We start from the raw sequence: 26,164 nt of genomic DNA, 5'->3' as shown, positions 1-26,164 counted from the left end.
CTCATCCCGGCTATGCAGCCAAAGCCATGAAACGACTGACGTCGTCTGCAGCCAGTTGCCCGTGAAGCCGTACCCGCAATGTATCCAGCCCGCACGAAGTGAGGTCTTCGTTGAAGTCACCCATCATCGGCGAGAGCGTGATGGTCTCGATTCCGGCCGCCAGCGCCCGCTCGACGAGCTTGTCTCGTGCGCTGTCGCCTGCCGGATCGTTGTCACGCACGAAATAAAACCTGCGTAGATGGGCCGGGAACAGGAAAGCGGCGAGGTGCCCGGCCGAGAGTGCGGCAGCCATCGGCATCTGTGGCAGCAATTGCCGCAGCGACAGAATGGTCTCGATGCCTTCTCCCGCCGCGATGACATCTTGTGCCTTTCCGAACCGGACGGCGTTACCAAGCAGGTCCCCCATGGCCTTGCGCGGCGGATCACGCGGCGCTTTGCCCGACCCGTCACGCGCGAGCCAGGTGCGGTGGGCGCCGGTTATGTTGCCATCGCGATCGGTGACCGCCGCGATTATCGCCGGCCAGGTCTCGGTCGGCCCTTCATGCTCGGGCCGCCAGTAGCAGTTCGGATGGAAGCGCAGCGCGCCGGTTCCGTGCAAATCCGTAATGCCGCGTCTCCGCAAATACGTCTCTGCGAGCGTGCTCGTGATCGGTTGTGCGATGCGCCAGAGCCGGCGTGCGGCCTCTGCCGAACCCGATATAGCCGGAGTTCCGCGACGCCGCCCGGTGGGGACTGGTTCTGGATGGGAAAGGCTCAGAAAGCGTCGGGCTTCCGCAGCGACCTCGGCGAAGTCGAGGAGACCGAGACTTTCGCGGATTACATCGAGCAGATCACCATGTTCGCCGGTGGCGGCATCGGACCATTTGCCCGCCGGTCCCCTGGCGCTGTCATGCAGCCGCACGAACATCGAGCGTCCCGCGCCATTGCGGACGTCGCCGACCTGCCAGTAATGGCCCTGCTTATGGCCATTCGAGAGGTAGTGACGGCAAACCGACTCGGCCTGCCGGCCGAGACGCTGCGCCAGCTCGTTGGCGTAAAGACGAGACATCAGGCCGCCTCCCGTTCTGCGATGCGTTCGATCGGGAAGCGCTCGACCAACCTGCCGATAATCCCGCTGCCGGCTGCCCCGACCGGCACAAAGAAGCGCAACTTCCACGATATGATTTCACTGAAGAGCCCATAGGCGCGCAGGCGTTCGCGCATGGCTTCGCTGAAGCCTGTAAGTTCAATGCGGTGAGTCCCCATGACCCGGACGCGGCGCAGTTGCAGCCCTTCGGCCAGGTCGAGAATTGTGCGCCCGTCGATCAAAGCGGCGTAAGCCTCATTGGCTGTCAGGCTGACGCTTTTTGTGGCGGCGACGCTGGCTGCCCATGCCGGCGAGACACGGCGACCGATGATGCGCTCGCCATCATCGGTCTGGAGCCGATAAACACGGGTCGAATCCTGCGGCAGGCGCTTCCAGACCGGCAGGAGTAATCCCGCCACGATGTAAAGGGTGCCCTCCGAATAGGCCGGCACCAGTGCGACTTCCCGGTTCCACATGGCCGCAAAGCTGTCCCGATCGGCTTCGGTCCAGCGCGTTTCGCCCATCGCACGAAGAGCAAAGGTCGTACATTCCATCGGCCGCAGCAGCCGTACGCGCGGCTCGATCTCGCCATCGTCCAGCATGACACTGGTGGTGGGGATCTGGACGGCGGCACGGCCCGAGCGTTCATTCACCAGCAGTTTTGCCCGCGGATCGGCCAGTTCGCGTAGGGCCACATCGAGCGACATCGGCTGGTTGCGCTTGCGCTCGCTGATTGAAAGCAGCCGGGTCTCAGCGCCGGTCGCGGGGTGAGTGTAAATGACCTGACGGCCGGTCAGAGTGAAGCTTTCGGCGCGGAGCGTTTCAAGACCAAGATCGTATGTGCCGGAGGCGATGGCCCCGTCGACCCGCGCTTCGAGCAGCTGCTCGAAAGCCGAGAACAAAATGGCCTGCAGCTCGATGGTCAGCGCCAGCAGCCGGTTGAGAAAGGTAGTGATCGGCGGCAGGTCGTCCTTGATGCCGTTCGCATCCATCAACTTCAGACCGGTCATCTGCTCGAAACGGCCGAGCGAACAGCCGTGCACCTTGCCGCGCACGATCAGCATATAGAGCTGCCGCAAGGCATCGCGGGCATAGGGGCTTTCAAGATTGTCCTCGGGCCGAAAGAGGCCCTGGCCCCCGGTCTGGCGCTGGCCACGCGTGATCGCGCCGAGCGTGTCGAGACGCCGCGCGATGGTCGAAAGGAAACGCTTCTCGGCCTTCACATCGGTCGCGATGGGCCGGAACAGCGGCGGCTGCGCCTGGTTGGTGCGATTGGTGCGGCCCAGCCCCTGAATGGCAGCGTCTGCCTTCCAGCCCGGTTCGAGAAGATAGTGGACCCGCAGGCGCCGGTTCCGCGCCCCAAGATCGGCATGGTAGCTGCGCCCGGTGCCGCCCGCATCGGAAAAGACCAGAATGCGCTTCTGATCATCCATGAAGGCGGCGGTTTCCGCCAGATTCGCGGAAGGCGCGCGGTTCTCGACTGCCAGCTGTGCCGCTGAGCCTTCGCCCTTGCGGATGATCCGGCGCGAACGGCCCGTGACCTCGGCCACGACATCGGTCCCGAACCGCTGCACGATCTGGTCGAGGGCGCCGGGAGCAGGCGGTAGACAGGCCAGGTGCTCGATCATCGCGTCGCGCCGGGCAACAGCCGCCCGACATTCGACGGGCTGGCCATCGCGAAATACCGGCCGCGAGGAGAGATTGCCCTCGCTATCGGTGAAGGGTTCGTAGAGCTGCACCGGGAAGGAATGGGCGAGATAATCGAGTACGTATTCTCTTGGCGTGATATCGACGCGGACGTCGTTCCACTCCTCAGCTGGCAGTTCGGCGAGGCGCCGCTCCATCAACGCCTCGCCGGTCGAGACGATCTGGATGACGGCGTCATGCCCGGCCTCAAGATCGGCATCGATGGACCGGATCAATGTCGGGGTTTTCATGCTTGTCAGAAGATGCCCGAAGAAGCGCTGTTTCGCGGATTCGAAGGCGGATCGGGCGGCGCTTTTGGCCTGGCGGTTCAGCGCGCCGTCGCTGCCAGTGATGTTGGCCGCCTCCATCGCCGCATCGAGATTGTTGTGAATGACCGCAAAAGCGCCGGCATAGGCATCATAGATGCGTCGCTGCTCGTCCGTCAGCCGATGCTCCACCAGTTCATATTCGACGCCATCGTAGGAAAGGGACCGCGCGGTATAGAGCCCAAGCGAACGCAGATCGCGCGCCAGCACCTCCATGGCCGCCACGCCGCCGGCCTCGATCGCCTCAACGAACTCGGCACGGGTGGCAAAAGGGAAATCCTCGCCGCCCCAGAGGCCGAGCCGCTGGGCATAGGCGAGGTTATGCACCGTCGTTGCGCCCGTGGCCGAGACATAGACAATCCGGGCATCGGGCAAGGCGTGCTGGAGCCGCAGCCCGGCACGCCCCTGCTGCGATGCCGCGATAGTCCCGCGTTCTCCCTTGCCGCCACCGGCGTTCTGCATGGCATGGCTCTCGTCGAAGATGATGACACCGTCGAAATCCGATCCCAGCCAATCCACGATCTGCCGGACGCGCGAAACCTTCTCGCCGCGATCATCCGAGCGCAGCGTGGCATAGGTGGTAAAAAGGATGCCTTCCGACAGCGTGATCGGCTTGCCCTGCGAGAAGCGCGATAGCGGCGTGATCAGAAGCCGCTCCATGCCGAGCGCCGACCAGTCCCGCTGCGCGTCCTCGATCAGCTTGTCCGACTTGCTGATCCAGATGGCCTTGCGTCGCCCGCGCAGCCAGCTGTCGAGGATAATCCCGGCCGATTGGCGGCCTTTTCCGGCTCCGGTGCCGTCACCGAGCATGAACCCCCGGCGGAACCGTACAGCGCCTTCTGCGTCCGCGGGCGCAGCGCTAACCGTGTCGAAGGTTTCGTCCACGGACCAGGCGCCGGCCAGATAATCGGCATGTGCTTCACCGGCATAGATCACCGTCTCGAGCTGGGCATCGGAGAGGCGCTCACGGATGTCGCCAGGCAGCATCGGCCGATAAGATGGCTTTGGTGGTGCAACCGAAGCCATGGCAGCTGATTGGACAAGCTTGGTTGGATGCGGCTGTGCACGGGGAATCCGGATCGACTGCAATCCGTATTGCTCATAGATCGCATCGGTTAGTTGTGCGCCCTCGGGCGGCGTCCAGTCCACCGTCTCATAGACGAGTTCAACACCCTCAGGATCGCCAACTGGAGCGGTGGCGGATCGCGCCATCGCCGCGCGCGTGAGGGTGCTGCGCACTGACTTTGGTACCGCCGCCAGGACGGATTCCGGCAGTTTCGGGTGCATAACCGGCAAGCGTGGTGGAACTTGTGTCTCGATCCAGTCGAGCAGCGTCGCAACATTGGGAGCAGCGCCGGATGAAGCCGGAAACTGCGACGGATCTTCGGCCGGCGTCTTGTCGATAACGATCAGGCGCGTCGCGAAGGTCGTGCCATGCTTTGCGTAAACCGATCCGGCGATGGCTGCGCTGAAGATCAGGCGGCCCTGCTCTTGCAGGCGGACGAAAGCATTGCGCCAGCCAGCTTGATCAGGAGATAAATTCGCTCCCGTTATAGCTGCGAGCCGCCCGCCATCGGCCAGCCGTGCGAGAGCCGAGGCGACATGGCGGAACGCCGTGTCAGCCATTCGCCCCGAAACATTGGCCGTCGCCGAGAATGGCGGATTCATCAGCACGACCGAGGGGACGATCGCCGGTCGGAGGTGATCGTCGATCTGTGCGGCATCGAAGCGGGTGGTGGAAACAGCCGGAAAGAGGGAAGAAAGCAGCTCAGCGCGGGTATCGGCCAGCTCGTTCAGCACCAGCCTGCCACCGGCAATCTCGGCCAGGATCGCCATGAGCCCGGTTCCGGCCGACGGTTCCAGCACCACGTCGTTGGCGGTGATTTTGGCTGCTGCGATGGCGGCGAGACCGAGCGGTGCGGGCGTCGAGAATTGCTGGAGCGCCTGGCTTTCCTCGGATCGGCGCGTGTGGGTCGGCAACCGGTCCACGATCCGGGCAATGGCGGAAAGCCGTGCAGCCGGAGACGCGGCTTTCCGGAAAAGCGCTTTCCCGTATTTGCGCAAGAAGAGGACTGTGGCGACTTCGCAGGCCTCATAGGCCGTCTTCCAGTCCCAGGTGCCGGTCGCATCGGACGCGCCGAAAGCCGTTTCCATCGCATCGCGCAGCGTCGCGGCACTGACATGCTGGCCGCGTTCCAGATGGCCCAAGAGGATGGTCGCGGCGGTAAGAATGGCAGGAGCTGTGGCAACGGACGTGACCGAGCCGGTCACGGGGGACACCATGTTCATGAGAGGAACCTCGGGAGAGCAGAAACAGGAGAGCCCGAGCAGCGCTCTCTCTCTCAGCTGCCCGAACTCATCCCGTTCCGGCCGCCCTCTTCCTCTTGCCGACTACGCCCGAACGCAGTTGTCCCGACGATGCCGCACCCGAAATGAAAATATGGGGATGACGCATACGGTAGCGTCGTCCTTCGTCTCTCAAGACGATACGGTGCCTACGTCTTGAGAGAGGGGGCGTATTATGGAAGCTATTCTTGCTCAACTCATTGGCGGCCTCGCCGGTGGTGCCGCCGGCGGCAAGGCTGTCAAAGGCGCCGACCTTGGCAATATCGGCAATCTGATCGCCGGAGCCGTGGGCGGCGTTGGCGGCGGTACGCTGTTGGGTTCACTGCTTGGCGCTGGCGGCGGGGCCGGTGGTCTCGATATTGCTGCCCTTGCCGGCCAACTGGTTGGCGGTGGTGTCGCAGGAGCGATCGTGCAGATCGTTGCCGGTCTGGTCATCAACAAATTCATCAAGAAGGCATAGGGAGCCATTCCATGCATAAGTTTGAGATTTACAAGGATAAGGCTGGCGAGTTCCGGGTGCGCTTCAAATATAACAGCGAAGTGATGTTCTCGACCGAGGGCTACACGAGCAAGGCCAGCGCGCAGAACGCGATCGACTCAATCAAGAAGAATGGTCCCGACGCGCCGGTCGAGGATAACAGCTAAGCATCGCGCGGCTCAGCGATCGGTGGCGGTTGGCGCATTCAGCCAAATCGGCCACCGATTTCAGTAAAGGTATATCCGTTGGCGAGGATGGTCTCGTCCACCACCTCATCGGAGGACAGATAGTCATATTCGCGCTCGAGCTGGCGATAAAGCCAGCGGGCGAGATCGCGCAGCGCCTCAGTGACGACGTCCTCCGCGTCGGCGGTCATGTCCTGCCAGTTCGGGCTGGCCCGCTCGACCGAAATTTCCATGCAGTATTCGTGGTAATAATGGCCGCGATGACCAACGTCAGCGCGAAGCTGATAGAAATTGCGCCGCTGGGCATCCTGAAGCGCATCGGCGATGCCATGCAGCATACCGTCCTGCGGCGCGTAGGCCCGGATCGCGGCTGAGGCATTCTTGCCATACGAGTAGAAGCCCTCCCAGCACGCGCCGTCACCTTGCGACCAGAAGCCCCGGAACCAGATGCAGGGTTCCTGCCGCGATCCGCCGCCCATCAGGTGGGCAGTCCGGGTCTTGAAGCGGATACCGAGGATCTCGGCGATGCGCTGAAAATCTTCATAGACGGCGTCGTACCAATCATAGTCGAAGCCGCCTTCACGATACCAGGCGCGGGCCGTGTTCTTCGCCGTGTCGGAAAGCTCGTTGAGGCCATAGACCGTGGTTTCGATGATCTCAGGCATGGGGATCGTCTCCCTCCAGCACGGTCGCGAGCCAGCCGTCGGTGTAGATCCAGTCCACGGTCTCGCCGGTCGAAAGATCGAGTACGTGCGCGCCGCCGCCGAAACCATCGAGGCGCGGCTTCGAGCAGGTGTTGGCGTATTGGAAGCCCCACCGGCCCTTGAGCCCCAACGCCGCGGCGCAGCGCTTGACGAACTGGATAACGTGCTCGGGATCACCGGTGGGGTCATCGCGTATCCAGAGCTGCGTACCGCCATGTTCGGGCTGGATCGACAGCAGGAAGCCATCCGATGACGGATCTTCGGCGGCATTTTCGTCCGCCAGCGCATTATAGAGTTCGAGCGCACGGACAGCGTTCTCAGGGGTGCCTACATCGAGCAGGCAGGAAAAATGGGTGTAATAGTCAGCCATGACGGCCTCCGGACATGACGAGACCTGGCGATGGACCAGGCCGATTGCGTGGAAGGGGGTGAAAATTAGGCGGCGCGGGGCAGGCTAAGCAGTTCCGCAGCGGTCTCCCGCCAGCCGCGATCGACCAGGCGTGTCTCGAGGAGACTGGCGCGGTAGCGCAGGTTGCGGGCTAACCGGGCATCGCAAGCCGCCGAGGCCCTGCCGCGCAATCGGCTTGCCTCGCTCACGATACGGCGGGCTTGCGCGTCAGAGGTGACAGGCTGCTGCCAGACAATGGCCCGAGCCCGGATTTCTCCGGCGAGGACCAGACCGTAGGTCGAGTCATGAATTGCGGCGATGCGCGCCTCAAAGCGCAGCGTGTCGTCCTCTCCAACGCGAATATCGTCACGCGAAACGCGCTGTGCCGCGATCGTCATGGCGTCTTCGGGAGAGACACATTCGCCGAGAACGATAGTCCGGTCGAATTGGCTGGTATCGTGATCGTCGACGAAACGGACAGTGCCGAGACAGGAAACCCGTAGCGGATACCGAAGGGCGCTACGCAGCCCGGGCAGGACCTGCCGGGCGAGGATTTCGCCGATCGGGCGAAACCCGGATGAGCGGTGAAGGGACATGGGAGCTACTCCGCGACGGGCGCCGGGAGCCTCTCTCTCCGGCCACCAACCCGTCACGGCCAACCGGCCCGCACTCTACCTCTTTCGTGCCGGGTATGGCCGCGGGAGGAGGATCTTCCCGTGCCTTCAGGCCCACGGATCGAGTTCGAGTTTCACCATCTCTTCGTCGCCATCGAACTCATTGGCGGGCATGGCGCCATGGGTGCCATCTCCGGCCTGGAACACGACGATCACAGTCATCAGCGTGGCGGCGAGGCTGGCGGCAAAGGCAGTGGCATCTGCGTAGGACATGGGTTCCGGCTCCTGTCTTGGAGGCGGGGGACCATCCCCCGCGCGACAGGCGCCCGAAGTGTCTGACCGGATCTGCAATCACCCTCGCGCATTCGGCTTGTCCGAATCCGCGAGGGCGGCACGCATAGCGTCAAGCCGACCCCTTGCGGGTTGAATGCAAAGACGACGGCTCAGACCAAGGTTTGCGAATGGAAGCGGGGGTGGTGTTCTGCATCCGACAGGAATCCGCATATCCGTTGCGGATCGTTCGCCGCGTCAGCCTGGATGCCATGCGAGCAATAAGCGATGTTCTCTCAGCCTGGGACGGCACCCATTGCGCCAGCCATAACGGGATTGATCCTGGGCGACACTGGCGCGGCTCACTCCATCCCGATCGCCTCGGGAAGAAACGGGGCAGCCGGAGCCGCCCCGCGTTACGGTCATTCAGCGGCTACCATCTGCTGCGCCTCATCCTCTTCGTCGACGATGTCATCCTCGCCGTCGCCTGCCAGGAATTCAGGAAGGTCCACATCGACATCGCCTTTCTCCGAAACGTCAGGCTCCGCAGCGGGGTCGATCGTGCGCAGCGGCTCGGGCAGCCAGCCGGTATCGGCGAGCAGGCGCTCGGCTTCCTTGGCCATGTCGCCCTTCTTGAGATGGCCGATCAGCTCCGAGGCCCGTTCACCTGCACCTTCGCGAACCGCCTCGAGGATGCGCGGCTTGGTCACACGGCCGAGATAGTTGTTGACGGTCGGCTTCCAGCCCGCCGCCACCATATCGAGGCCGGTAGCGCGCACCAGACGGTTCGCCTGGGAGAGACGCACCTCCAGCCCGTGCTGACTGACGCCCGTGCCGCTATAGGGATTGGGCTTTTCGTAAAGGGCGTTGATGCCAAAGCTGACGCAATGGGCGAGAAGCTCCATGCGGGACTCGTCATCGAGATCGGTCAGCCAGTTCCAGAGCGCCTCATCGTCAGCCGGGATGTGATCGCCCCAGCGTTCGTGCCGTTCGGTAACAGACTGCGCCGAGACGCTGTCGCGCAAATCCTCAGCCTGTGCCGGCAAGTGAACCTGGCGGACATGGGCCTCCAGGCATCCCCTGGCGGGCTGCGGCAGGAAGGTGTCCATCACCAGCCGATGCAGCAGCGCGGTCATCGCAATATGGGGGTTCATCGCAACAGCATCGCGCAGCGCGAGCGTGCGATGCGCGGTCAGCTCGCTGATTAGCCGGTCCGGCAGCGGCCGCACAATCTCGGCCTCATCGTCGTCCTCCGGAGATTCGCTGCCGCCACCGACGTTGACGACCGTATGCGACACACCATCTACAGCGCCCTCTATGGCCGGGCCGGAAGAGCCATCGGGATCGTCGCCATCAATCGCCGCTTCATCGTCGGGCCGAACATAACCCCGTTCGGCCCGCAGCTTGCCGTTCCCATCGATGCTGACGAAGACGCCCGCCCGCGCAACCTGTTCGGGATCATAGATCATCGGCCTGCGCTCGAATTCTTCCAGCGCCTGCTCGATCTCGCCAAGCCGCTGATCGACCTCATCAGGTAGCTCGTCGGCCTCGGCATATTCGGCTTCGAGCCGGTCATATTCCTCGCGCAGGGATTCGCGGGTGGCGCGCTCATCGTCGGACAGATCGGCGACCGAGCCCTCGAGTTCCCGCAGACCGTGATCGTGGCCATAGGGAAAGGTCACCGCTGCCTCGATCCACTTCCAGCCTTCGGCCGCAATGATCTCGGCTTCGGCTTTGAGCTTTTCGCCCGCCAGGCGGTCGAGCAGCTCAGGGTCCTGAAGCCAGCCGCCGTCGTCGCGCTGAAAGAGATCGCGCAGCACATAGCCGCCGGCGGCTTCATAGGCCTCAATACCGACAAAAAGCGCTCGCCTGTCAGAGGCGCGCACTGCGGTTTCGGTCAGGAGGCGGCGGATATAGTACGGCTCTTTCTGCCAGGAATCCTTGATCGCGTCCCAGACCTGTTCCTGCCGGACATGGTCTTCCGATACGGTGAAGGCCATGAGCTGTTCGAGTGTCATGCCGTCCTCGGCGTAAACGTCGAGAAGCACGGGCGAGACCGCAGCAAGGCGCAGGCGCTGCTTGACGACTTTCGCGTCGACAAAGAAGGCGGCTGCGATGGCTTCCTCGCTCATCGCCTTGTTGCGCAACGCCTGGAAGGCCCGAAACTGATCGAGCGGATGAAGCGGCGCGCGCTCGATATTTTCCGCGAGCGAGACTTCGTCGATCAGGATGTCAGCATCGGCCTCGGATATGACGCACGGGACGGGCGCAGTCTTTGCGAGACGCTTCTGCCTGACCAGCAATTCCAGGGCCCGATAGCGGCGACCGCCTGCGGGCACCTCGAACATGCCGGTTTCCTTGCCCTCGGCATCGAGAACCGGACGGACATGCAGGGATTGGATCAGTCCGCGGCGGGCGATGGATTCGGCCAGTTCCTCGACCGAGATGCCAGCTTTGACGCGCCGGACATTGGCCTGGCTCAGCGCCAGCTTGTTGAACGGAATATCGCGCGAGGACGCGAGGGTGATCTTCTGAACGGCAGTAGCCATATGCCTTACTCCATGACGGGCGCCGGGAGACTCTCTCTCCGGCCACCGACCCGTCACGAAGCAAAGCGCCGCCCTCTTCCTCTCAAGAGAGCGGCGCAAAATCGCAAAGCCGGAGAAGCGGGCTTCAGTGTTTCCGGCTTTGCGTATCGGTCGGTTTCGGGGTCGGCGTGGAGGGGGCTCGGGCGCCTGAGTAAAGAATGCGCTCGGCCTCGCGGATGCCACCGGCCCGCCGCGCCATGTCGGCCCAGACCGAGATCGGAAAATCGCCGGTGAAGTGCAGATCGCGCTCGATCCTCATGTCAAAGGGCAAGCGGACCGCCTGCATTGCGCCAAGGCTCCAGCTTCCAAGCTCTGGAAATCCCAGATCGGCGAGGCCGAACAGGATGTCACCGTCTCTATCCAATTCGGTGGCAAGCCAGACGCCGCTACCCAACGGATTGAAGAATTTTACCACGGGGACGTGGTCGACATCGCTCTGGCGGCCATTGGCGAGGAGCTGCTCGCGCTGGGTGCTGGTCAGGAGGATCATGCCGCGGCCCTCCGATCCGTCGATGCAGTATCCGCTTCGCCAGTGTCTTCGGCGGGCAGACGTGCCAGCAGCCAATCGGCCGCCTTGCCGGCCTGGGAAGCCGCGCGGACGATGGCCCGGTTATCCTCGCGCAGCACCTCGAGCCAGGAGCCGATGTAGTCGGCATGGCGTACGGTCGGCACAACGCCGATCGAGGCGCAGCAGAAGGCCGCGTTCATTTCGGCGACCAGTTCTTCGAATGCGTATTTCCTGGTGCCGAAGCGGCCCGACATATCCCGCCCGAGCCGGGAGGCATGGCCCGTAGCGTGCCCCAGCTCGTGCAGTGCGGTCCGGTGCCAGTCGATCGGCTCGAAATAGGCCTGTGGCGGCGGCACCTGAACGTAATCGTGCGCTGGAACATAGAAGGCCTGGCTCCCGCCGATGCGAAAGTCGATTCCGGTCGCCCGGATCAGCGTCTCGACCCTTGGCTCGATCGTGTGGGGCGGCGGTGGCGGCGCCTCGACAGCAACATCCTCAGGCAAGCCCTCGCATTGCGCCGTGTTGAACACGGTGAAGCGCTTGAGGAACGGGATGCTGCCAGCTTCCTCCCCCGTCTCCCGCGCGCGGCGCTTCTCATCCTCGGGCGTGAAGCGGTCGGCATAGACGACGGTCGTGCCGCGCTCGCCTTTCCGGACATTGCCGCCGAGCGACAGGGCCTGGCGGAAAGTCAGCCAGTGCTGGGTCGGATAGCCGTATTGAACAACGGCGCCCCAGAGGATCAGGATGTTGATCCCGGAATATTGCCGGGCCGTCGCGGCATTCTTCGGCATCGCGAGCGGCGCCTTCGCCGCCGTGCCCCAGGGCTGGACCCAGGGCAACCGCCCTTGCTCCAGCTCGTTGATGATTTTCGCGGTGATCTCGTCATAGAGATTGGTGCGGGCGCCGCCGTCGCGTGCGGCACGGTTCTGTCTGGCCATCGGGATTGTCTCCGCGACGGGCGCCGGAAGCCTCTCTCCCGACCTTCAACCCGTCACGGCAAACCCCGTCCGCACTCTCACTCTAGGAGCCGAGGTGATGCCTAAAAGGGGGAGACCCGCCCGAGAAGAGACCGCGATCAGCATCAAGCCTGTCCGATCTGCACGCCATGGCCGCCGACCATACGCCGCGGCCAATTTCTGCTGGCCCTTATCGGCACATATCGGCTCCAATCGCATCACCGCACCACGATCAGGAGCTGCAGATGCCATCCGTTAGCGACCGGCCCGTCAAACGTTCGATCCGAAGGAATGAACTGCGAGAAATCGTTCCTCTGGCGGACAGCACCATTTACGAAATGGAGCAGCGCGGAGAATTTCCTCGCCGCTTTGCCCTTTCACCCAGATGCGTCGTCTGGGATCTTGCCGAGGTCGAAGCGTGGCTCGAAAGCCGGCGCACGCGGCCAATCCCGCGCGCCAAACACCCCGACGTCGCCCAGCGGAAGTTCCGGCCGGTCAAAGGGCAGGGTCGGGCTCAAGCATAGGCATGGTCGGGGGGAGAAGGGTGACAGGCCGCTTGCGACCTTCCACCCATGCGTCAACGACGTCCGACCATTCCTGGAGCATATGGCGGCGCTGAACCTCGTACTCTGCCTTGTTGTAGACGCCGCGCGAAGATCGCCCGTCCTCGTGGGCGAGGCATTTCTCGATCCAGTCGCTGTTGAAACCGAGTTCATTCAGCAGCGTTGAGCCGGTCCGTCGCAAATCATGGACTGTAAACGGCTCGAGCGGCAGCCCCTCCTTCTGCGCCAGATCGACCACCGCGTAGGTGATGCGGTTGAACGTCGCCCGCGACATTGGGGCATCCGCATCGTAACGCGAGGGCAGCAGATACCGGGAATTGCCGGCACAGGTCTTGAGCGCGATCATGATGTCGAGCGCCTGTCGGGAAAGATACACATTGTGTGGCTTGGAGCGCTTCATCCGCTCCTTCGGAATGCTCCAAACCGCGTTCTCGAAGTCCACTTCGTCCCATACGGCGTCCTGCAGCTCGCTTTTACGAACCATCGTCAGCAGGAAGAGCTTCATGCCGAGGCGAATGGTCGGCAAAGTCGGGACATGCTCCAGTTGCCTCAGCATGATGCGGATCTCTGTCGGTGAAAGCGCACGGTCTCTGGGCCGAAATGCAGCAATCGAAGCTGGGCCGACTTCATCGGCGGGATTGGGCACCTTCTCGCCGTGCAGGATCGCGAAACTGTAGATCTGCTTGAGGATGTCGCGGACGTGGATGGCCGTTGCAGGCGCACCGCGATCGACGATCTTGGCGCAGAGAGCTCTCAGATCATCTGGGGTGATTTCGCGCAGCAGCCGGTTGCGCCAGACGGGCAGCAACTCTCGATCGAAGATCGAGCGCCGCATCGCTCTGGTACTGTCCGCCATCGGAGCCTTGTCCAGCCACTTCTCGCCGAACTGACCGAAGCTCTTGGCCTCTTTCAGGCGGCGCTTCTCGCGCTGTTTTTCAATTGCGGGTGAGCGGCCCTCTCGGACTGCGCGTTTGGCGTCCAGGCAGAGTTCGCGAGCCCGTGCGAGCGAAATGCCGTCACGTCCGTACCTGCCGAGATAGACGGTCTCGCGGCGCCCATTCAGCCGGTAATCCAGGCTGAATGAGATCAGACCTGTCGGCGTGACACGGGCATACATGCCGTCCCTGTCTGACACCTTGTAGACTTTGCCTTTTGGTTTCAGCGCCTTAAGCGCAGCGTCCGTCAACATGTTCGCGCAGCCTCCGAAAAGTACCGTCATGCGGTTTTGGGAGGTTCGTGACGCCTAAATCACTTTGTTATCAGTGTCTTACGTTGAAAAAAGTACCGTCACGATCCTCAACTCTTGCGACGGTACTTTCTGAGACGGCCGTGATCAATATGAGCGAGCACCGTCAATCGTGACGGTACTTGTGATTGCTACCCACCGATAGGTCTCGATAGGTGGCGGATAAAAAAATATTTTTAATCAGAGTATTAGGGGAAATTCTGGCGCGTTGTCGGCGGCGTTTGGATGGGCCTGAATCATTCCCACTCGATCGTGCCTGGCGGCTTGCTGGTGACATCATAGACGACGCGGTTGATGCCGCGCACTTCGTTGATGATGCGGGTCGCGGTGCGGCCGAGGAAGTTCATGTCGTAGGGATAGAAGTCGGCGGTCATGCCGTCGACCGAGGTGACGGCGCGCAGCGCGCAGACGAAATCGTAGGTGCGGTAGTCGCCCATCACACCGACCGTCTGCACCGGCAACAGCACCGCAAAGGCCTGCCAGATCGTGTCGTAGAGGCCGGCCTTGCGGATCTCGTCCAGATAGATCGCGTCGGCCTTGCGCAATATGTCAAGCTTTTCGCGGGTGACCCCACCCGGGCAGCGGATGGCGAGGCCAGGACCCGGGAACGGGTGGCGGCCGATGAAGCGGTCGGGTAAGCCGAGTTCGCGGCCAAGCGCCCTCACCTCGTCCTTGAAGAGCTCGCGCAGCGGCTCGACGAGCTTCATGTTCATGCGCTCGGGCAGGCCGCCGACATTATGGTGGCTCTTGATGGTCACCGACGGGCCGCCGGAGAAGGAGACGCTCTCGATGACGTCGGGATAGAGCGTGCCTTGCGCCAGGAATTTTGGCGCACCCTTGCCGTCCTCGGCGATCTTGGCGGCTTCCGCCTCGAACACCTCGATGAACAGGCGGCCGATCGTCTTCCGCTTTACCTCCGGGTCGGTTTCGCCGGCAAGCTGGGTAAGGAACAGGTCCGACGCGTCCACGTGAACCAGCGGGATGTTGTAGTGATCGCGGAACATCTTCACGACCTCGTCCGCCTCGTTGAGGCGCATCAGGCCGTGGTCGACGAAGATGCAGGTGAGCTGGTCGCCGATCGCCTCATGGATCAGCACCGCGGCCACCGAGGAATCGACGCCGCCGGACAGGCCGCAGATCACCCGCCCGCTTCCCACCTGCTCGCGGATCTTCCTGATCATCTCGGCGCGATAGGCCGACATCGTCCAGTCGGATTTCAGCCCGACGATCCCGTGCACGAAGTTCGACAGCAGCTTGGCGCCGTCGGGCGTGTGCACCACTTCCGGGTGGAACATCGTCGAATAGTAGCGCCGGCCCTCGTCGGCGGCGATGGCGAAGGGCGCGTTCTCGGAGGTCGCGATGACCTCGAAACCTTCTGGCAGCTGCGTGACCCGGTCGCCGTGGCTCATCCAGACAGGATAGCGTCCGCCCACCTGCCAGAACCCTTCGAACAGCGGGCTTGCGGCCTTGATCTCAATGTCGGCACGCCCGAACTCAGCGGCGTGGCCGCCCTCGACCGTGCCGCCGAGCTGGTGGGCAAGCGTCTGCTGGCCGTAGCAGATGCCGAGGATCGGCACGCCGCTGTCGAACACCGCCTGCGGCGCCCGCGGGCTGCCTTCAGTGGTGACCGAGGCCGGCCCGCCGGAAAAGATGACGCCCTTTGGTTGCAGCCGCTCGAAGGCTTCGGCCGCGTTCTGGAAGGGATGGATCTCGCAGTAGACGCCCGCCTCGCGGACGCGGCGCGCGATCAGCTGGGTGACCTGGCTGCCGAAATCGATGATCAGGATGCTGTCGGGGTGCGCGGCGTGCTTCATGGCGGGCGTTTAAAGAAAAGTATGAGTCGACGCAATGGGTTGCGCCATTTGCCTTTCAAGCTGATTCATGCGGCTCGGAGCCTGATTCAACCGCCTCATGCGGCAGGTGAGCCAACCCCGTCAAATGCGGATCGTGCCGTCGGCGATCGCCGTCTCGAGCTTGTTGACGGCATCGGCAAGCTTCTCGTCCACCACGTGGAGATATTCAAGCCAGTGGCTGATGTGGTCGACGTCGGTGTCGCCGTCGGAGATGCCGCGCAGGCCGACCAGCGGTACACCGAAACCCTGGCATGCACGCAGGCAGGCATAGGTCTCCATGTCGACCATGTCCTCCGCGATGGCGTCGAAGGCCGAGTTGGCGATGATGGTCGCGCCGGTCGAGATCGTCGCCTCCTTCACGCCGGGAATCCTGATCGGAAGCATCTGAGTAGCCGGCAGGTCGAGGAAGGGCGTCACACCCTTCTCGAAGCCGAAAGCCGAGGCGTTCATGTCGCGGTAGGTCACCGAGACGGCCTGGTAGACCTCGGTGCGCTTCAAGCGGCGGCTGCCGGCGGAGCCGAGCGACACCACGAGGTCGGGCAGCGTTCCGGCGGCCTTGAGTTCGACAAGCGCCCTGGTCAGGGCAATGCTTGCCTCGACGGGGCCGACGCCGGTCATCAGCGGCGTGAAGATCGCCTTCAGATGCGGGCCGTACTCGGCGTCCGCCGCCATGGCGAAGAGAACCCTCTTGCCGGCAAGCGTGGCTAACGGTGGCACTATCTACCCCTCCATGCCCTCGCGGCCGACGACCGTCATCATCGTGCCCGTCATGGTCGCGATGAGCTTGGCCTCTTCGTCCGCCCCGATGGCATAGGCCTGTCCGTCGGCGACGACAATGGTGCGGCCGGGCTTGGTGACTGAGCCACGGAACAGGAAGCGCGTGCCCCTGCCCGGCGCCAGAAGATTGACCTTGAACTCGATGGTCAGCACGGCGGCGTTTCCCGGCATGATCGAGAGCGCGGCATAGCCGCAGGCCGAATCCAGCGCGGTCGAAATCACGCCGGCATGCAGGAAGCCGTGCTGCTGGGTCAGCGCCGGCGAGAACGGCATCTCGATCTCGACGATGCCCGGCGTCACCAGCGTCAGGCGCGCGCCGATCGTCGCCATGGCGTTCTGACGCGCGAAGGAAGCGCGCACGCGCTCCTCATAGTCCGGATCCGGGATGATCTTCGCAGCACACACGGCATTCGACCTTTTTCGCGGAACGCTTATGGCAAAGGGCGCCGAGCCGTGCAATCCGGTTTTGTGCAGTGCAACAAAGATTGATCAGCCGCCGTTCAACGATTCGGCCGGCGCGCGCCCGGCTTCTTCCATGGCGGCGTTCTCGGCGGTCGGCTGCGGCGGCGCATCCGACCGGCGCGCACTGTTGGCGGCGTTCATCCGCTCCAGCTTGCCGACGAGGTTGCGGTTGAAACCCTCCTCCAGCGCCTGCCGCAGGCCCGGATTCCTGTCCAGCAGGGCCTTCAGCGCTACCACGTCGAATGTGCAGCAACGCGTCTCGTTGGCGACCCGCACGGTCGCCGATGCGGGCCGGCCGGTCAGGAAGCTCATTTCACCGAGGAAATCGCCCGGCCCGCATACGCCGACCAGGGCCTGGTCGCACTCGATGCTGGCGGCCCCGCTTGCGATGAAGGTCAGGTTGGGGCGTTCCTGATCCTGCTCCATCAGGACGTCGCCGGGCTCGCGCACCTGCCAGTCGGCCAGTTTCAGGAGCCTGTGCCGCTGGCTGCGTTCGAGATTGGGCAGCACGGTCTCTATCAGAAGCTGCTCGTCGGCGCTGTGCCTGCGGAAGCGCCCGGCCAGGAGGAGAATGGACAGTTGGGCGACATTGACCAGCGTGAAGATGATTTCCCAGGCGACGCTGACCCGGTCGGACAGGATGAGGCCGTAATAGAGGATCCCGGCCACGCCGCTGGCGATCGCGAAGACGCGCAGCCAGCGCATGCTGCTCATGCTGACGGCGACGACGGCAAGCAGGTAGCTGAGATGTCCGACGATGACTTGCGGGTGGGTTATGTGGCTCCAGAATTCATCCATGATGCTCTTTTGTCTGCGCGCCGGGCGGAACCAGAATTGACTGCGGCGCGCAGCCTGCGAAATGCCGAAGCCTCCGCGACAATTGCCGACGCGAACGCTTTTGTAAACTCCGGACGGGCCTTGGCGATGGAGGTCAGTTCAACCGCCAGATCGCCGCGTTGAGCAGCGACGCGAAGGCGACCCAGGCCGCATAGGGGACAAAGAGCCAGGCGGACGGCCGGTCGAGCCTCCAGGCGGCGGCGATGAAGGCGAGAATAACGGCAAGCAGAGCGAGGATGACGGCCAATGCCGGCCCGGTCCGCTCCAGCCCGAAGAAGACCGGCGACCAGAGGAAGTTCAACATCAGTTGAAGCCACCAGAGCTTCATGGCGCGACCGCCGCGCTCGCGCTGCCAGACGCGCCAGCCGGCTATGGCGATGAGCACGTAGAGGATCGTCCAGACCGGGCCGAAGAGCCAGTTCGGCGGATTGAAGGACGGCTTCGCAAGCATCTCGTACCACGGTCCCGGCGCGGTGAAGAAACCGATCAACAGGCCACCGCCGACGACCAGGAGAATAAAAGGGACCAGCGCTGCACGAACCGTCACAGGAATCCCGCCCAAAACCGCTTCGATCCCGACCTATCTGAAGCGGGGCGGCCGAATATCAAGGGGGATCAGCCCTTCTTCTCCAGGGCCGCGAAGTAGAAGCCGTCGGTGCTGCTGCGCGCCGGCGTCAGCGAAATCCCGCGCTCTCGGTCGATCCGGGCGAGGTTCGGGCAACCGGGGAACTTTTCCTGCCACAGGCCGTCATGGTCGACCGGCGCGAAGCCCTGTTCCCGACCGAGGAACGCATCGATCTGGCCGGCATTCTCGGCGGGAAAGACCGAGCAGGTGATGTAGACGAGACGGCCGCCCGGCTTCACATAGGCCTTGGCCGCATCGAGGATCGCCCGCTGTTCGCCGGTGCGCACGCCGAGCTGCTTTTCCGAAAGCCGCCATTTCGCGTCCGGCCTCCGGCGCCAGGTGCCCGAGCCGGTGCATGGCGCGTCGACGAGCACGAGGTCCATCTGCCCTTCGAGAGCCGCGAGGTCCTGCGGCTTCGCCACCACCTGGACGTTGCGGTTCTCCGACCGCCTCAGCCGGTCGAAGATCGGAGCAAGCCGCGCCTTTTCCGAATCATGGGCGAAGATCTGGCCGCGGTTTTCCATCGCCGCCGACAGCGCCAGCGTCTTGCCGCCGGCGCCTGCGCAATAGTCGAGCACCTGCATGCCGGGCGTCGCCCCCGCCAGCGCCGCCACCACCTGCGAACCCTCGTCCTGCACCTCGAACCAGCCCTTCTGGAAGGCGGGCTCGGCCTGCACGTTCGGATGGCGGCCCGATCCGTCGATCGGCGGAATGCGCATACCCTGCGGGGCGATCGCCGTCGGCGCCGCCTGCATCCCGGAAAGCTCGGCCAGCACCTTCTCGCGATCGGCCTTCAGCGTGTTGACCCTCAAGTCGAGCGGCGGGCGCGCGGCGAGGCCGGCGGCCTCCGCGACCCAATCATCGCCGAAAGCGTCCTTCAGCAATGGCGCACACCAGTCGGGAACGTCGGCGCGGACTTCTGCCGGCGCTTCGTCCAGGCTGCGCGTCTTCAACAGGCGTATTTCATCGTCGGTCAAGGACTGCGGCGCGAAACGGTCGTCCTGGAGCGCCCCGTTCAGTCCTTCGGGTGTCTCGTTCCATTCGAGCAGCAGCGCGCCGAAACCGAGCGCGCGCGGCGTGTCGGCGTCGAAGAGCCAGGCCGCCGAGCGCTTCCGGCGCAGTGCGTCATAGACGATGTTGCCGATCGCGGCGCGGTCGCCCGAACCGGCGAAACGGTGCGAAAGACCCCAGTCCTTCAGCGCATCCGCCGCCGGCCTGCGCCGCCGCTGGATGTCGTCCAGGACTTCCATGGCTGCTGCCAGCCTGCCGCCGAGACGCATTAATCCGCTCCTGTGCCGGTTGCCCGAATGGCGGCCTGACTAACGGCAGGCGGCCACGCTGGCAAGCAGCCGCGAACGGATCAGGCCTGGATGACGACCACCTTGGTACCGACGCCGGCGCGCTGGTAGAGGTCGATCACGTCGTGATTGAGCATGCGCACGCAGCCGCTGGAAACCGCGCCGCCGATCGTCTGGGGCTGGTTGGTGCCATGGATGCGGAACATGGTGTCGCGGCCGCCGCGATAGAGATATAGCGCGCGGGCGCCGAGCGGGTTGTGCAGGCCGCCGGACACGCCGCCGGCATAGCGCAGATTGCGGGGGTCGCGGCGCATCATGTTCTGGGTCGGCGTCCAGCCCGGCCATTCGGCCTTGCGCCCGACCGTCGCATTGCCGCTGAGCGCCAGGCCGGCCTTGCCGACGCCGATGCCGTAGCGGATGGCTCGGCCGTCGCCCTGGACGTAATAGAGACGCCGCTCGGGCGTGTTGACGACGATGGTGCCGGCGCTTTCGCCGCCGCTGTAGGCGACTTCCTGACGCCGGAGCTCCGGCTTGACCCGGTCCAGCGGCATCGCCGCCAGCGGATGGCGCTCGTCCGGCTTGGCGGCATAATTCGCGTAGTCGGAACTGGTCGAGCAGCCCGCAACGAAGAGTGGCAGCCCGAACATGAAGCCGCGGCGCGAGATTTCCATGTGATCCCCTCGGTTATGGTTGCCCGTCGCGATTCGATAGAAATTTATGGTTAACGAATTCTTTCGCGGCGGCGAGTGGCCTCCGAACACGTCTTCGTCATGCCACAAGCGAAACAGACGGGGATGAATGCTTAGAGACCCCGCAATCAGCCGTGGATCGAGCGGGACACGGCCGAACCGATCTCGGCAGCGAGCGCCGCGTCGGCGGCAGAGCGCTCCTTCAGCGAGCGCACGAGGCAGGCCTGCGACCGCAGGATGACGCCGTCGGACAATATCTTCAGCCGGTTGGCGCGCAGGGTCGAGCCGGTCGTCGTGATGTCGACGATGACGTCGGCCGAGCCGGCGGCAGGCGCGCCTTCGGTGGCGCCGAGGCTTTCGACGATCCGGTAGACCTGGATGCCGTGCTTGCCCGAGAAGAACTGCTGCGTCAGCCGCCAGTATTTTGTCGCGATTCTCAGCCGGCGACCGTGGCGCTGGCGGAACTCCGCGGCGACGTCGTCGAGGTCGGCCATGGTCTCGACGTCGAGCCAGCAATCCGGCACCGCCACCACGACATCGGCCGGACCGAAGCCGAGGCGGGCCTCGATGGCGGCCTTGCGCTCCCAGTCGGCGACGTTCTCGCGCAAAAGATCCTCGCCGGTGATGCCGAGGTCCACATTGCCCTGGCCGATCTCGCCGGCGATCTCCGAGGCCGACAGGAAGGCGATCTCGATATCGTCGCGGCCCTCGATGCGGGCCCGGTACTTGCGGTCGTCATCCGGCAGGCTGACGGCAAGCCCGGCGCTCGCCAGCACTTCCAGCGACTGATCCTTGAGGCGGCCCTTCGAGGGGATGGCGAGCGTGATGGTCATGTATCCACTCCCCTCAAGGCCTCGATGCGGTCGAGCCAGACGGAGAAGCCGACGCCCGGGATCGGCGATTTCGCGCCGAGCAGCGTGAGCAGGCGGTCGTAGCGGCCGCCGCCGACCAGCGGGCGATTTGCGCCGTCCTCAGCGCCGTCCACGCCGGAGATTTCGAAGACGAGGCCGGTGTAATAGTCGAGCGGCCGGCCGAAGGCGGCGTCGTAGCGGATGTCGGCCGGGCTCAGCCCCTCCGCCCGGATCGCCTCGACGCGGGCGGAGAAATTGGCGAGCGCCGAACCGAGCGACAGGCCGGCCGAGCTGGCGAAGTCCTGCAGCGCGACGGCGGCGGCATCGAGCGGCACGTCGATGGCGAGAAAAGTCTCCAGCGCCGAAAAAGCCTCGGCGGAAAGGCGCACGCTGCGCAGTTCCGCCTTCTCGACCAGGCGCCGCGCGATCTCCTGCGGCGTGCGGCCGGCGGTCGGCGACAGGCCGGCATCCGCCATGTCGGCGGCGATGTGTCCGGACAGCCGGTCGAGATCGCCGTCGGCGACGAGGGCCGCGACCGGCTCCGGCAGCGCACCGTTCTTCTGGGGGTTGGCGAGATCAGCCAGGGCGGCGGCAAGCTGCGCGTCCGAGCCGAAGGCGCGGGCAAGCCGCATGCGCCAGCCGCGCGGCAGGCCGAGCGCGGCCAGCACCGCCTCGAAGACCGACTGGTCGCCGAGCGTGACGGTGAGCGGCACGCCGGGCAGCGTGAGCGTCAGCAGGGCGTGGGCGTCAGCCACCAGCCGGGCGTCGGCGCGCGGCGTGTCCTTGTCGCCGAGGTCCTCGATGCCCGCCTGGAAGAACTCGTTGCCGCCCTCGCGGCGCTGCCGGAACACCTCGCCGAGATAGGAATAGCGGCGCGGCGTGCCGGCCTGGCTGGCGATGTGGTCGAGGCAGACGGGGATGGTGAATTCGGGACGCAGGCAGAGCGAAGCGCCCGTCTCGCTCTCGGTGAGGAAGATGCGGCGGCGCAAATCCTCGCCCGCCATGTCGAGGAAGGGATCGGCCGGCTGCAGCACCGGCACGTCGACGGCGTTGGTTCCCCGCGCGGCGAAGAGCGCGAGGATGTCGGGCGCGATCGAAGGGTAGCGGGAGGTCAACCCTTCCTCCGCTCGGCCGCCTGCGCGTCGAGGATTTTTTGCACCTCGGCGACCAGGCCGGCTTCGGGCACCGTCACCTGGCCCGGCCGGGCTTCCTTGTATTCGGCATGGTCGGCGATCGCCTTGGCCTGGCGCGCGCCCTCGATCAGATCCTTGATCTGTACGACGCCCTCGGCGCGCTCGTTGCCGCCCTGGATGACGACCGCCGGGCTGCCGCGCCGGTCGGCATATTTGATCTGCGCCTTCATGCCGGCGCCGCCGAGATACATTTCGGCGCGGATGCCGGCCTGGCGAAGGGAAGAAACCATCTTCTGGTAGCGGCCGAGGCTTTCGGTATCCTTGTCCATGACCAGCACGACGACGGGCGCGAGCACGTCGGACGTATCCAGTTTGCCGAGCGCCTTCAGCGCGGCGGTGAGGCGGGAGACGCCGATGGAAAAGCCGGTCGCCGGCACGGGCTCGCCACGGAAGCGCGACACCAGCCCGTCATAACGCCCGCCGCCGCCGACCGAGCCGAAGCGCACGATTTTTCCCTCTTCGTTGGGGATTTCGGCCAGCAGTTCGGCCTCGTAGACGGGGCCGGTGTAGTATTCGAGGCCGCGGACTACTGAACGATCGAGAACGATCCTTTCAGGACCGTAGCCCGCAGACCTAACGAGGTCTTCGATAATTCCTAGCTCTGCCAGCCCTTCATTAAAGAACTGGCTTCCACGCACTGCTGCATCGGCACTGCCGGCTTCGATATCGTTCGGACTTACAGTAGCGAACAGGACCGACTGGATTTGAACCTCATCCAGCCCGGCACCCTTCGTAAAATCGCCTTCGCCTTCCTTGCCGCCGTCCCAGCGGCCGGCGCCGAGCAACAAGCGAACGCCCTCGGGGCCGAACTTGTCGAGCTTGTCGATCGCCCTGAGCACCGTCAGCCGGCGCCCTGCGTTCTCGTCGCCGCCAAGGCCGATGGCCTCCAGCACGCCGTCGAGCACCTTGCGGTTGTTGACGCGGATGACGTAATCGCCGCGCTTTATCCCCAGCGCTTCCATAACGTCGGCCATCATCATCGCCATCTCGGCGTCGGCGGCGACGCCCGGCGTGCCGATCGTGTCGGCGTCGAACTGCATGAACTGGCGGAAACGGCCGGGGCCGGGTTTCTCGTTGCGGAACACCCAGCCGGAACGATAGCTGCGATAGGGTTTTGGCAGGCGCTCGAAATTCTCGGCCACGAAACGCGCTGTCGGCGCGGTCAGGTCGTAACGCAGCGACAGCCATTGGTCGTCGTCGTCCTGGAAGGAGAAGACGCCCTCGTTCGGCCTGTCCTGGTCGGGCAGGAACTTTCCGAGCGCGTCGGTGTATTCGATCAGCGGCTGCTCGACCGGCTCGAAGCCGTAGAGCTCGTAGACCTCCCTGATCTTCGCCATCATCTTCTCGACGGCGCGGATGTCCTCGGCCGGACGGTCGACAAAGCCGCGCGGCAGCCGCGCCTTGGTCTTCTCGGATTTGTCGGCCATGGGATCGTCGCTTCATGAGAGAGTGAATATGGCGGGCGTCCTAACCGATGGAGCCTTTAGCGGCAAGGTGGAGCAGTTCCCTCCCTTTGCGGGGAGGATTGCCCGTTCGGCCATCTGCAGCATTCGGCTGCTGACCGCCTCGGATGCGCATCTCGTTTCTTTCAACCTCACCGCTCTGGATTCCGGGTTCCGCTGCGCGGCCCCGGAATGACGACCCACTTTGCCATTGGCGATGGAAATGAAGGGCGGCGATCTCAAGCATCGTTCTCGTCTTTCACGGCGTCCTTTCGGTCATTCGTCATTCCGGGGCCGCGCAGCGGAACCCGGAATCCAGAGTGCTGGTGGTCGTCCAGTTGGCGCGTTTCATCGTCACCACGCCCTGCTTTCGCAGTCTGGCCATTGTGGGAGGCGGCGCATGGCTGCGACGTCTTCTAAGTAATCTAGTTGACGCGCAGCCATGCGCCGCCGGCGTTTTTCCCGTTGCCGTGCCCGGCCCATCCCCTTCCGATAGGCTGGAGGAGCGGGCGCGCAGGCCAGCATTGGGACCGGAGCCGCCTGCGTGACCAACGCGGGACGCGATCCAGCGCCACACTTGCCTGGATGCCGGTCGTGCACACCCGTTCCCACAAGCAAGCTGCGGGGATGATTATGCGGGAGGTTGGAGGGGTGAGGAGAAATTAGGAAGATATTCCTGACAATTCCTGACAGACATAGAACTTCCGTCATTCCGGGGCCGCGCAGCGGAACCCGGAATCCAGAGTGGCGGGGCTGAAGAACAGGGCCTGGAGGGTGCACCCGGGGGTTGCCGGACAACACGACCAAGGCCGGCGATCTGGATTCCGGGTGCCGCTTCTCGGCCCCGGAATGACGGACGCAAATGCAAAACAGAAGCGTCAAGCTGGACGGTTTGTGCTGCCCCTCACCTGTCGGCTGCCGACGTCCGCTTCAACGCAAAAGGGCGAAGAAAGGAGCACCCGTTGCAATTATGGCACGGCCGATTTCTTTTGCTGTGGATGGTCAGCCTGGCGCTGGCTTCGCGTGTTAACCCTGTCTAGATGATCGCGCTTCCGGTTTCGAGGTTGATTCAAGACTGATCCGTTTCGGACCGGCCGGCGACATGTTTGGGATACAGGGCTTGGGTATCACAGGCGGCATCGAAACCGCCCGTGCGACACATCTGGACCGAAACGCATTCGTAACCTCATTCGTGCCAGATGTAGGCAGGGCAACAACCGAGATGACTCCCGTGAAAGCCGCGCTTCTTTCGCTTGCCATGCTTGCCGCCATCACGCTCTGGGGCGTCGGCATCTACGGAGCCGATGCATCGAGCGGCCATGCCGCCGTCGACGGCTACGGCGTCACCACCGCCCTCAACCGCTAGTCCCGAACCTCCGCCGTCAGCAGACGTTTCTCCGCGCCGTCGATGACGAGCGCGGTGAGCCTGCCGCTTGCAAAGGCGCCGGTGTCGATATTGACGCGGTTCGGCAGCACCTCCGGCTCCGCCACCGGCGTGTGCCCATGCACCACGATCTTGGGAAAGAGCTCCTGGTGGCGATGGAAGTCGCCCCTGATCCATATCAGGTCCTTGGGATCCTGGGCGTCCAGCGCGACGCCGGGCCGGATGCCCGCGTGGCAGAAGAAGAAGTCGCCGAAGGAAGCCGAGAACTCCAGCGTGCGCAGGAACTTCCTGTGGCTTTCCGGCACCGCTGAGGCAAGCGCGCGGCAGCCCGCGCCAAAAGCCGCCATGTCCTGGAGATCGAGCTCGACGCCGTAGGAGCGGGCCGTCTCGACGCCGCCATACCGGGCGAAAAGCCCGACCGGGTCGGGCTCGGCGAGGAAATCGAGGAAGCCGACGTCGTGATTGCCGGCGAGCGCCAGGATGCGGCGGTCGGCGGCGGTCTGGCGGACCAGGAACTCGATCACCCCCTGCGAAGCCGGCCCGCGATCGACATAGTCGCCGAGATGCACGATGCGCCAGTCGGCCGGCCGCAGCCGCATGATCTCTGCGGCGATGCGCGCATGCATTTCGACGAGCAGGTCGAGTCGCCCGTGCACGTCGCCGATCGCATAGACGAGGGTGCCGTCCGGACCGCGCGCATCGCTGAAGTTCATGCCAGTCATGGCCCTGCCTAATCGAGGCAGGCGTGTTTGACGAGTCCCCCGCGGAAGCGCCTTCTTCACCTCCCCCCTGTCGGGTGGGGTCGGCGGCGAAGCCGCAGGGCGGGGTC

Annotated in this window: 25 protein-coding genes; 4 read left to right on the top strand and 21 right to left on the bottom strand. The window is 64.4% G+C overall.

Annotated elements, in window-relative coordinates; translation table 11 throughout:
• Positions 1–10: 10 nt before the first annotated feature.
• The gene (locus tag D8676_RS22560; RefSeq protein ID WP_121583348.1) at positions 11–1,048 is read right to left on the bottom strand and encodes a toprim domain-containing protein; all 1,038 of its coding nucleotides are present in this window, start codon (positions 1,046–1,048) and stop codon (positions 11–13) included.
• The gene (locus D8676_RS22555) at positions 1,048–5,367 is read right to left on the bottom strand and encodes a strawberry notch-like NTP hydrolase domain-containing protein (RefSeq protein ID WP_121583347.1); all 4,320 of its coding nucleotides are present in this window, start codon (positions 5,365–5,367) and stop codon (positions 1,048–1,050) included. Before D8676_RS22555 ends, D8676_RS22560 begins: the two co-directional genes overlap by 1 nt.
• A 232-nt stretch (positions 5,368–5,599) precedes the next feature.
• Here D8676_RS22555 and D8676_RS22550 point away from each other — a divergent pair, with 232 nt between their 5' ends.
• Positions 5,600–5,884, top strand: a complete 285-nt coding sequence (locus D8676_RS22550) for a hypothetical protein (RefSeq protein ID WP_121583346.1) — start codon at positions 5,600–5,602, stop codon at positions 5,882–5,884.
• Positions 5,885–5,895: 11 nt separating this feature from the next.
• A complete protein-coding gene (locus D8676_RS22545) occupies positions 5,896–6,069 on the top strand; it encodes a YegP family protein (RefSeq protein ID WP_088712175.1) in 174 nt (57 codons plus the stop codon).
• A 38-nt stretch (positions 6,070–6,107) separates the two neighbouring features.
• Here D8676_RS22545 and D8676_RS22540 read toward each other — a convergent pair whose 3' ends face one another.
• The 7 genes from D8676_RS22540 to D8676_RS22510 form a co-directional block, all read right to left on the bottom strand.
• On the bottom strand, positions 6,108–6,752 hold the full coding sequence (locus tag D8676_RS22540; RefSeq protein ID WP_121583345.1) for an antitoxin of toxin-antitoxin stability system: 645 nt from the start codon (positions 6,750–6,752) through the stop codon (positions 6,108–6,110).
• A complete protein-coding gene (locus D8676_RS22535; RefSeq protein ID WP_121583344.1) occupies positions 6,745–7,161 on the bottom strand; it encodes a hypothetical protein in 417 nt (138 codons plus the stop codon). Before D8676_RS22535 ends, D8676_RS22540 begins: the two co-directional genes overlap by 8 nt.
• A 65-nt stretch (positions 7,162–7,226) precedes the next feature.
• Complete coding sequence (locus D8676_RS22530; protein ID WP_121583343.1) at positions 7,227–7,775, bottom strand: hypothetical protein; 549 nt, start codon at positions 7,773–7,775, stop codon at positions 7,227–7,229.
• 126 nt (positions 7,776–7,901) lie between these two features.
• Positions 7,902–8,066, bottom strand: coding sequence for a hypothetical protein (locus D8676_RS22525; protein WP_121583342.1), 165 nt, complete (start codon positions 8,064–8,066; stop codon positions 7,902–7,904).
• Positions 8,067–8,485: 419 nt separating this feature from the next.
• Entirely contained in the window at positions 8,486–10,612 is a 2,127-nt protein-coding gene (locus D8676_RS22520) for a ParB N-terminal domain-containing protein (protein WP_121583341.1), read from the bottom strand.
• A 124-nt stretch (positions 10,613–10,736) separates the two neighbouring features.
• Positions 10,737–11,141: a DUF2958 domain-containing protein gene (locus tag D8676_RS22515; protein ID WP_121583340.1), complete on the bottom strand. Its 405-nt coding sequence runs from the start codon at positions 11,139–11,141 to the stop codon at positions 10,737–10,739.
• Positions 11,138–12,097: a zincin-like metallopeptidase domain-containing protein gene (locus tag D8676_RS22510; RefSeq protein ID WP_121583339.1), complete on the bottom strand. Its 960-nt coding sequence runs from the start codon at positions 12,095–12,097 to the stop codon at positions 11,138–11,140. Before D8676_RS22510 ends, D8676_RS22515 begins: the two co-directional genes overlap by 4 nt.
• Positions 12,098–12,360: 263 nt before the next feature.
• Between D8676_RS22510 and D8676_RS22505 the strand changes: the two genes are divergently transcribed.
• A complete protein-coding gene (locus tag D8676_RS22505; RefSeq protein ID WP_121583338.1) occupies positions 12,361–12,639 on the top strand; it encodes an AlpA family phage regulatory protein in 279 nt (92 codons plus the stop codon).
• On the opposite strand, the gene D8676_RS22500 is transcribed toward D8676_RS22505, so the two are convergent.
• From D8676_RS22500 to hisS, 11 genes are all read right to left on the bottom strand, one after another.
• The gene (locus D8676_RS22500; protein WP_121583375.1) at positions 12,611–13,867 is read right to left on the bottom strand and encodes a site-specific integrase; all 1,257 of its coding nucleotides are present in this window, start codon (positions 13,865–13,867) and stop codon (positions 12,611–12,613) included. The genes D8676_RS22505 and D8676_RS22500 overlap by 29 nt on opposite strands.
• A gap of 293 nt (positions 13,868–14,160) precedes the next feature.
• Positions 14,161–15,738, bottom strand: a complete 1,578-nt coding sequence (guaA, locus tag D8676_RS22495) for a glutamine-hydrolyzing GMP synthase (RefSeq protein WP_121583337.1) — start codon at positions 15,736–15,738, stop codon at positions 14,161–14,163.
• 120 nt (positions 15,739–15,858) lie between these two features.
• The gene (locus D8676_RS22490) at positions 15,859–16,494 is read right to left on the bottom strand and encodes a 5'-methylthioadenosine/S-adenosylhomocysteine nucleosidase (RefSeq protein WP_183097201.1); all 636 of its coding nucleotides are present in this window, start codon (positions 16,492–16,494) and stop codon (positions 15,859–15,861) included.
• A 3-nt stretch (positions 16,495–16,497) separates the two neighbouring features.
• Positions 16,498–16,884, bottom strand: a complete 387-nt coding sequence (locus tag D8676_RS22485; RefSeq protein WP_245427071.1) for a PaaI family thioesterase — start codon at positions 16,882–16,884, stop codon at positions 16,498–16,500.
• Positions 16,885–17,043: 159 nt separating this feature from the next.
• Positions 17,044–17,814 carry a cyclic nucleotide-binding domain-containing protein gene (locus tag D8676_RS22480; RefSeq protein WP_121583334.1) on the bottom strand — a complete coding sequence of 257 codons (771 nt, stop codon included), beginning with the start codon at positions 17,812–17,814 and terminating at the stop codon, positions 17,044–17,046.
• A 133-nt stretch (positions 17,815–17,947) separates the two neighbouring features.
• Positions 17,948–18,400, bottom strand: a complete 453-nt coding sequence (locus D8676_RS22475; RefSeq protein ID WP_121583374.1) for a TspO/MBR family protein — start codon at positions 18,398–18,400, stop codon at positions 17,948–17,950.
• A 68-nt stretch (positions 18,401–18,468) separates the two neighbouring features.
• Positions 18,469–19,758: an RsmB/NOP family class I SAM-dependent RNA methyltransferase gene (locus D8676_RS22470; protein ID WP_121583333.1), complete on the bottom strand. Its 1,290-nt coding sequence runs from the start codon at positions 19,756–19,758 to the stop codon at positions 18,469–18,471.
• 80 nt (positions 19,759–19,838) lie between these two features.
• Positions 19,839–20,447, bottom strand: coding sequence for a L,D-transpeptidase (locus tag D8676_RS22465; protein ID WP_121583332.1), 609 nt, complete (start codon positions 20,445–20,447; stop codon positions 19,839–19,841).
• 146 nt (positions 20,448–20,593) lie between these two features.
• Complete coding sequence (gene hisG, locus D8676_RS22460) at positions 20,594–21,298, bottom strand: ATP phosphoribosyltransferase (RefSeq protein ID WP_121583331.1); 705 nt, start codon at positions 21,296–21,298, stop codon at positions 20,594–20,596.
• Positions 21,295–22,431, bottom strand: coding sequence for an ATP phosphoribosyltransferase regulatory subunit (locus D8676_RS22455; protein WP_121583330.1), 1,137 nt, complete (start codon positions 22,429–22,431; stop codon positions 21,295–21,297). Before D8676_RS22455 ends, hisG begins: the two co-directional genes overlap by 4 nt.
• Positions 22,428–23,936, bottom strand: a complete 1,509-nt coding sequence (gene hisS, locus D8676_RS22450) for a histidine--tRNA ligase (RefSeq protein ID WP_121583329.1) — start codon at positions 23,934–23,936, stop codon at positions 22,428–22,430. Before hisS ends, D8676_RS22455 begins: the two co-directional genes overlap by 4 nt.
• A 1,237-nt stretch (positions 23,937–25,173) precedes the next feature.
• Between hisS and D8676_RS27450 the strand changes: the two genes are divergently transcribed.
• Positions 25,174–25,317 carry a hypothetical protein gene (locus tag D8676_RS27450; protein WP_183097200.1) on the top strand — a complete coding sequence of 48 codons (144 nt, stop codon included), beginning with the start codon at positions 25,174–25,176 and terminating at the stop codon, positions 25,315–25,317.
• Here D8676_RS27450 and D8676_RS22440 read toward each other — a convergent pair.
• On the bottom strand, positions 25,314–26,057 hold the full coding sequence (locus D8676_RS22440) for a metallophosphoesterase (protein WP_121583327.1): 744 nt from the start codon (positions 26,055–26,057) through the stop codon (positions 25,314–25,316). The genes D8676_RS27450 and D8676_RS22440 overlap by 4 nt on opposite strands.
• Positions 26,058–26,164 lie beyond the last annotated feature (107 nt).

Source organism: Mesorhizobium sp. YM1C-6-2, from assembly GCF_003666685.1.
Lineage (GTDB): Bacteria > Pseudomonadota > Alphaproteobacteria > Rhizobiales > Rhizobiaceae > Mesorhizobium_K.
This window is presented reverse-complemented; position numbering and strand designations above follow the sequence as displayed.

What these genes read in the sequence shown, in the direction of transcription:
- D8676_RS22465 (WP_121583332.1), bottom strand. Translation starts at nt 20,447, where the DNA reads ATGGAAATCTCGCGCCGCGGCTTCATGTTCGGGCTGCCACTCTTCGTT.
- D8676_RS22470 (WP_121583333.1), bottom strand. Translation starts at nt 19,758, where the DNA reads ATGCGTCTCGGCGGCAGGCTGGCAGCAGCCATGGAAGTCCTGGACGAC.
- D8676_RS22505 (WP_121583338.1), top strand. Translation starts at nt 12,361, where the DNA reads ATGCCATCCGTTAGCGACCGGCCCGTCAAACGTTCGATCCGAAGGAAT.
- D8676_RS22545 (WP_088712175.1), top strand. Translation starts at nt 5,896, where the DNA reads ATGCATAAGTTTGAGATTTACAAGGATAAGGCTGGCGAGTTCCGGGTG.
- hisS (WP_121583329.1), bottom strand. Translation starts at nt 23,936, where the DNA reads ATGGCCGACAAATCCGAGAAGACCAAGGCGCGGCTGCCGCGCGGCTTT.
- D8676_RS22500 (WP_121583375.1), bottom strand. Translation starts at nt 13,867, where the DNA reads ATGTTGACGGACGCTGCGCTTAAGGCGCTGAAACCAAAAGGCAAAGTC.
- D8676_RS22510 (WP_121583339.1), bottom strand. Translation starts at nt 12,097, where the DNA reads ATGGCCAGACAGAACCGTGCCGCACGCGACGGCGGCGCCCGCACCAAT.
- D8676_RS22555 (WP_121583347.1), bottom strand. Translation starts at nt 5,367, where the DNA reads ATGAACATGGTGTCCCCCGTGACCGGCTCGGTCACGTCCGTTGCCACA.
- hisG (WP_121583331.1), bottom strand. Translation starts at nt 21,298, where the DNA reads ATGACCATCACGCTCGCCATCCCCTCGAAGGGCCGCCTCAAGGATCAG.
- D8676_RS22440 (WP_121583327.1), bottom strand. Translation starts at nt 26,057, where the DNA reads ATGACTGGCATGAACTTCAGCGATGCGCGCGGTCCGGACGGCACCCTC.
- D8676_RS22525 (WP_121583342.1), bottom strand. Translation starts at nt 8,066, where the DNA reads ATGTCCTACGCAGATGCCACTGCCTTTGCCGCCAGCCTCGCCGCCACG.
- D8676_RS27450 (WP_183097200.1), top strand. Translation starts at nt 25,174, where the DNA reads ATGACTCCCGTGAAAGCCGCGCTTCTTTCGCTTGCCATGCTTGCCGCC.
- D8676_RS22515 (WP_121583340.1), bottom strand. Translation starts at nt 11,141, where the DNA reads ATGATCCTCCTGACCAGCACCCAGCGCGAGCAGCTCCTCGCCAATGGC.
- D8676_RS22560 (WP_121583348.1), bottom strand. Translation starts at nt 1,048, where the DNA reads ATGTCTCGTCTTTACGCCAACGAGCTGGCGCAGCGTCTCGGCCGGCAG.
- D8676_RS22535 (WP_121583344.1), bottom strand. Translation starts at nt 7,161, where the DNA reads ATGGCTGACTATTACACCCATTTTTCCTGCCTGCTCGATGTAGGCACC.
- D8676_RS22480 (WP_121583334.1), bottom strand. Translation starts at nt 17,814, where the DNA reads ATGGATGAATTCTGGAGCCACATAACCCACCCGCAAGTCATCGTCGGA.
- D8676_RS22520 (WP_121583341.1), bottom strand. Translation starts at nt 10,612, where the DNA reads ATGGCTACTGCCGTTCAGAAGATCACCCTCGCGTCCTCGCGCGATATT.
- guaA (WP_121583337.1), bottom strand. Translation starts at nt 15,738, where the DNA reads ATGAAGCACGCCGCGCACCCCGACAGCATCCTGATCATCGATTTCGGC.
- D8676_RS22530 (WP_121583343.1), bottom strand. Translation starts at nt 7,775, where the DNA reads ATGTCCCTTCACCGCTCATCCGGGTTTCGCCCGATCGGCGAAATCCTC.
- D8676_RS22485 (WP_245427071.1), bottom strand. Translation starts at nt 16,884, where the DNA reads ATGGCGACGATCGGCGCGCGCCTGACGCTGGTGACGCCGGGCATCGTC.
- D8676_RS22550 (WP_121583346.1), top strand. Translation starts at nt 5,600, where the DNA reads ATGGAAGCTATTCTTGCTCAACTCATTGGCGGCCTCGCCGGTGGTGCC.
- D8676_RS22540 (WP_121583345.1), bottom strand. Translation starts at nt 6,752, where the DNA reads ATGCCTGAGATCATCGAAACCACGGTCTATGGCCTCAACGAGCTTTCC.